Source organism: Methylomonas aurea (assembly GCF_024505045.1).
GTDB lineage: Bacteria > Pseudomonadota > Gammaproteobacteria > Methylococcales > Methylomonadaceae > Methylomonas > Methylomonas aurea.
This window is the reverse complement of record NZ_JANIBM010000070.1, coordinates 1-4,495: the sequence shown is the minus strand read 5'-3', so window position 1 is coordinate 4,495 and position 4,495 is coordinate 1. Positions and strand designations below refer to the sequence as shown.

Annotated in this window: 6 protein-coding genes; 4 read left to right on the top strand and 2 right to left on the bottom strand. The window is 52.9% G+C overall.

All coding sequences use genetic code 11. The annotated features are described in order from the left end of the window. Nucleotides 1–208: 208 nt before the first annotated feature. Nucleotides 209–1,258 (bottom strand): phage recombination protein Bet, encoded by a 1,050-nt coding sequence (bet, locus tag NP603_RS21585; RefSeq protein WP_256612931.1) that lies wholly within the window; start codon nucleotides 1,256–1,258, stop codon nucleotides 209–211. A 142-nt stretch (nucleotides 1,259–1,400) separates the two neighbouring features. Beyond that, nucleotides 1,401–1,901, bottom strand: a complete 501-nt coding sequence (locus NP603_RS21580; protein WP_371928943.1) for a single-stranded DNA-binding protein — start codon at nucleotides 1,899–1,901, stop codon at nucleotides 1,401–1,403. 342 nt (nucleotides 1,902–2,243) lie between these two features. On the opposite strand from NP603_RS21580, the gene NP603_RS21575 reads away from it, so the two are divergent. From NP603_RS21575 to NP603_RS21560, 4 genes are all read left to right on the top strand, one after another. Next, a complete protein-coding gene (locus NP603_RS21575) occupies nucleotides 2,244–2,879 on the top strand; it encodes a hypothetical protein (RefSeq protein ID WP_256612929.1) in 636 nt (211 codons plus the stop codon). Between the two features lie 149 nt (nucleotides 2,880–3,028). Further along, nucleotides 3,029–3,319 (top strand): type II toxin-antitoxin system TacA family antitoxin, encoded by a 291-nt coding sequence (locus tag NP603_RS21570; protein ID WP_256612928.1) that lies wholly within the window; start codon nucleotides 3,029–3,031, stop codon nucleotides 3,317–3,319. Continuing rightward, nucleotides 3,316–3,816 (top strand): GNAT family N-acetyltransferase, encoded by a 501-nt coding sequence (locus NP603_RS21565; protein ID WP_256612927.1) that lies wholly within the window; start codon nucleotides 3,316–3,318, stop codon nucleotides 3,814–3,816. Before NP603_RS21570 ends, NP603_RS21565 begins: the two co-directional genes overlap by 4 nt. A 249-nt stretch (nucleotides 3,817–4,065) precedes the next feature. After that, nucleotides 4,066–4,278, top strand: a complete 213-nt coding sequence (locus NP603_RS21560) for a helix-turn-helix domain-containing protein (RefSeq protein ID WP_256612925.1) — start codon at nucleotides 4,066–4,068, stop codon at nucleotides 4,276–4,278. Nucleotides 4,279–4,495 lie beyond the last annotated feature (217 nt).

The following is a 4,495-nucleotide window of genomic DNA, read 5'->3' as shown; positions in this document are numbered from 1 at the left end:
CGTGGGCGGCTACTGGTTGATAGTTAAGTGACGGCGTAACACCGTGTTTGAATCGTAACGTTGCCAGTCGGTATGACAGGGCACGCGGTTTAATGATTGATCGTTTGTGTTCATGACCTCTCCTGATAAAACAAGAGCGTCATGTCCTACCCCGTGGGCGAAACTTGACGCCCTTGTGGGTGGTTAATGAATTGGGGATGACAGTGTTTTAAGCTGCGTGCCCCAGAGTTTGACGGGCCTGGTTCATCGCCATGTCTTTGGCGGAAAAGGGCGGCATGGCAGTACTGTCGGCCTTACCTAAGGCTGATGTTGCCCTGGGATCAACCTCCGATACCTTATCCAGCTCGGCCAAGGCAAAGCTCAGATCAATGCCTTTGAACTTCTGATTGGCATAGTCGTAGGCCGCTTTCCAGGCACCGGCCGCCGCAGTACGTCTAACCAATTCCGCCACGGCTTTTTGCACCTTGGGATGGATTTGCGACACGTCGATCACTTGCGGCGTTTGCTCGGATGATCCGGAAAACCAATCGCCAGCTTGGCCAACATCGGTTTCCAAATGCGTCGGCTCGCCATCAATCACCGAACCGTCGACAACATCATCGAGGGTTTTGCCATCCATTTCCTCAGCAGCATAGCCACATTCCTCCGGAAACGCCGCCCGCAAAGACGCTGCTTTACCGCATTTGGATAATTGCCCCTTGGGGCGTTTGATCCACATGGCGGTCGGCACTTGCGAGTTTTTACCACCGGCGGTGCTATAGGCTTCCAGCCAGTACACTTCCTCAGTGAAGGCGCAACGTTTGCCGCTAACGATCCGATATACGGTAACCGCTACCCATTCGGGAAAGGTCACGGTGACACTGGATTCCTGCCATTGCTCGTTGTCGTCCTTATAACGACCGGTAAAGGTTTTGGTGACATCGGGTCCCCAGACGGGTCTGTCCATGCCGGCCCAAACGCCGGTCCGCGACGCTGTGGTCTGGATTTCCATGATGGAAGGCCAGACGGTTTCGACATTGCGGCCTAAAGCGGCACTCCACATCGGCACGATATGCACCGGCTTTTTGAAGATGTCGAGCTTGCGGGCCTTGCAATAATCCAGCGCCATCAGGATGGCTTCCGGAGTTTTCGCCGTGGGAAAGGTAACTTCAGTCAGCACTTTCCAGGATTGCTCCGACAGACCGTAGCTTTGCTGAACAACAGCTGGCATCGGTAAGTCACGGGTTTTGGGTACGGTGTTGCGGTTGTTTTGGCTCATGGTGGGTCTCCTTCAATAAAAAAGGGAACGCCATCGCCCGCCGGGGAATGGAGTTCCCCAGGGGGTTGAAATACCGAAACCGGAAACGGGTCGGCGGTGTAACCGTTTATCCATTGAACGCCAATAATCGGCGATCCAGGTTTTAGTGGATGGGCATATCGCTGTAGTCGTCATCCCAATCGGCGTCCTCAGGGGCTGCTGGCGATGGTGACGAACCGTTGGCGGCTGCCGATGTGTTTGGGCGATCCAGCATCTGTAATTCAAAGGCGGCGATTTCGGTCCGGTACCGCTTGTCATTGGCTTGACCCCATTGCTGGGTACGCAAACGGCCTTCGATGTAGATCTGGCTGCCTTTATGCAAATACTGCTCGGCGGTATCGGCGAGTTTTTTGAAAAACACCACCCGATGCCATTCGGTCCGCTCCTGTTTACCGTTTTTGGGATCGTTCCAGACTTCGCTGGTTGCCAAACGGACGGTGACGACTTTGCCGCCGTTGTTTGGCATATAGCGAACGTCCGGATCGGCGCCGAGTCGGCCCAGCAAGATGACTTTATTCACGCCGCGATTGGCCATGATGACATTCCTCCTGTCGGCCGCGCCCGACTCAACGATAACAATACCCAGCGGCGCGGCGATGGGCATGCCGGCACGCCGAACCCCTGCTGGGAATCGAGACGCCCGGCAGGGTTAAACAATAAAAACTCACATCAGGCTTGACGCACCTGACACGCCGATGGAAACCACCGTCGCCGCTTAAAAGCGGAACGCCGACCGAAGCCGGATCTAGGCGATCATGAAAGACCAGCCGAGAAAGTCTGGGAAGAATCGGAAGGCTGAAGACCAACCGTTTCTGTTGGCGGCTATTGAAGCAGAGGAAATTTGAAATGACCTTGCAATAAATTGCGAATTCGCAATTTATTGCAAGACGATCTAAAAAAATCTGACTTACGATCACGGCCCATTTGTTTAACTTGGGAATCGGTCATGTCCGAAGCAGCTCCACAGCCCAAACCCGCCTCCCGTCGCGCCATCAGTCGGCCGATATTTGAGCGCACGTTTAGCATTAACAGCGAACAAGCCATTCGGGTCATTCGTGATAGCTATCACCGACTGATGGTGTCTTTGTATGCGATTGACGTGATCCTGCGCATCATCGGCAGGGAGGAAACGGTCGATGAAATCGAAAGCCTCGTCAGTCAGATGATTATCGAATGTGCAGAGCAACTGCAGCAGGAAAAAAGTCGACTGGAAAAACTCAAGGCTGACAACGGCATCAGCGAAACGCCGACCTACACGCATCCCAGGGAATTTGTGGCGAAGATTGCCTCGCCACAGATTGCGCAATTCGTCGAGTTGATTCGTTTGCTGGATCAATTGATGATCGTGATGGACACCTTGTGGCTGTGCCAGGTCATCTCGAACAAACATTGCATTGCCGCGCGCCTGGAGTGGCAGCAGCGGTTACAGCGGCTGGCGAATAAAATTGTGACGATGGAACGGCATGCGCATCAGGCAGCGTATGAACAGGGGCATGGTGAGGAAGTTAGATTGGCGAGGCAGGAATCAGGATTGAATATGGAGCCGCAATCCTCGTTGGATACCGATGCGCCGAAGGAGTAACGTCCCATTTGATTCAACTACTGGGCGAAAAATAGGCAGCGCATTACTGAGTCGACCCGGCCTGTCAGGTATCGTGAGTCGGCTTGGCTTATTATTGTCATGACAACGTCTGGCAGCTATACTGCGCTCCTAGGCCTACGGGAGGTATTATGGCTACTCAATCGACACGCACCACCAAACTTGACCTGCGCTTATCGCCTGAAGCAAAGCAAACCTTGAGCGCGGCGGCACAGGCAGCCCATTGCTCCGTCAGTCAGTTTGTATTGGCGAGTGCCTTGTCTCGCGCCGCCGAAACGCTCAGCGAGCGACAACGCTTTGAACTCAATGCCGAGCAATGGGAACATTTCATGGCCGCGCTCGATGCACCGCCGCAAATTGTGCCCCAGATCCAGCGTTTGTTCCGCGAGCCTAGCCCCTTTGATCTGCCGACGTCCGAATGACGGGTTTTCGGATTGAGAAGCTACGGCGCGATCATCCCGTTGATAGCTTTACCTGTGGGCGCGATGCGCTTGATCGCTTTCTTATTCGCTATGCTCTCGGGAATCAGCAAGCCAACGCTTCGCAAACCTATGTAGGCCTGTATGACCAGGAGGTCATCGGCTTCTACAGCCTGGTGGTGGGCGAAGTAGCCTTTGGCGATGCGCCGGAGCGCCTGACCAAAGGCTTGGCCCGTCACCCTGTTCCCGTCATGTTGTTAGCGCGGTTGGCTGTTAGCACCGCCTGGCAAGGCCGCAAGATTGGTTCCGGCCTATTAAAAGACGCCATGCTACGCACATTGCAGGCTGCCGACATTGGTGGTATTCGTGCTTTTGCTGTTCACGCCAAGGACGAGCCCGCTAAACAGTTTTACGAGCAGTTTGGTTTTGTACCCTCACCGACTGACCCATTCCACCTTTACCGTCTCATCAAGGATTTACGCCGTTCTCTCGAAGCTTGAGGTCGAGAGAATGCGTATTAACCCTATTACTGGGCGATGGTTACAAAATCTGCATTGAAGGTGAGCATTTACGCGCAAGTTAAGTAGTTGGCTCCATCCTCCACCGATTTTTATCCTGCTTCATTCGCCGATCAACTTCTTGTCCCAAGAGGCTTGTTGATGAGTTGTTCGGTTGCGCCGCTGCTCGGATTTGATGCTTTGAAAATTTTGCACTATTCTGTTCAACTTTGACATATCCTGGCCACTTCTATGTCTAAAAGTACCACCGAGGGTGAGATCCTTACCATCAAACAGGTTGCCGAATACCTGCTGGTTACGGAACGAACGATTTATAGGCTTGCAGCAGCCAAGAAAATTCCCGCTTTCAAAGTTGGAGGAACATGGCGATTTTCGCGTTCAGCAATCGATGCTTGGATCAAACAGCAAACTATAGACGGTCACGATGCCGAGCACGATGACTGAGGTCATCATTAATAAAATGCACAACGAGGAGCATATTCAATGCCGATAAAGAATTTACGAGCGCTCGATTCCCTCAAAACCCTTGGGGTTCATTCAGAGATGTTACTGAATACATATTAAAGAGTAAGTATTACGTGACTGAACTACGCCAAGCGCTTCTTACCCAACTAGGTTTTCGTTTCGGTATTAACGGACCACATGCAGCCAGAACCATGAT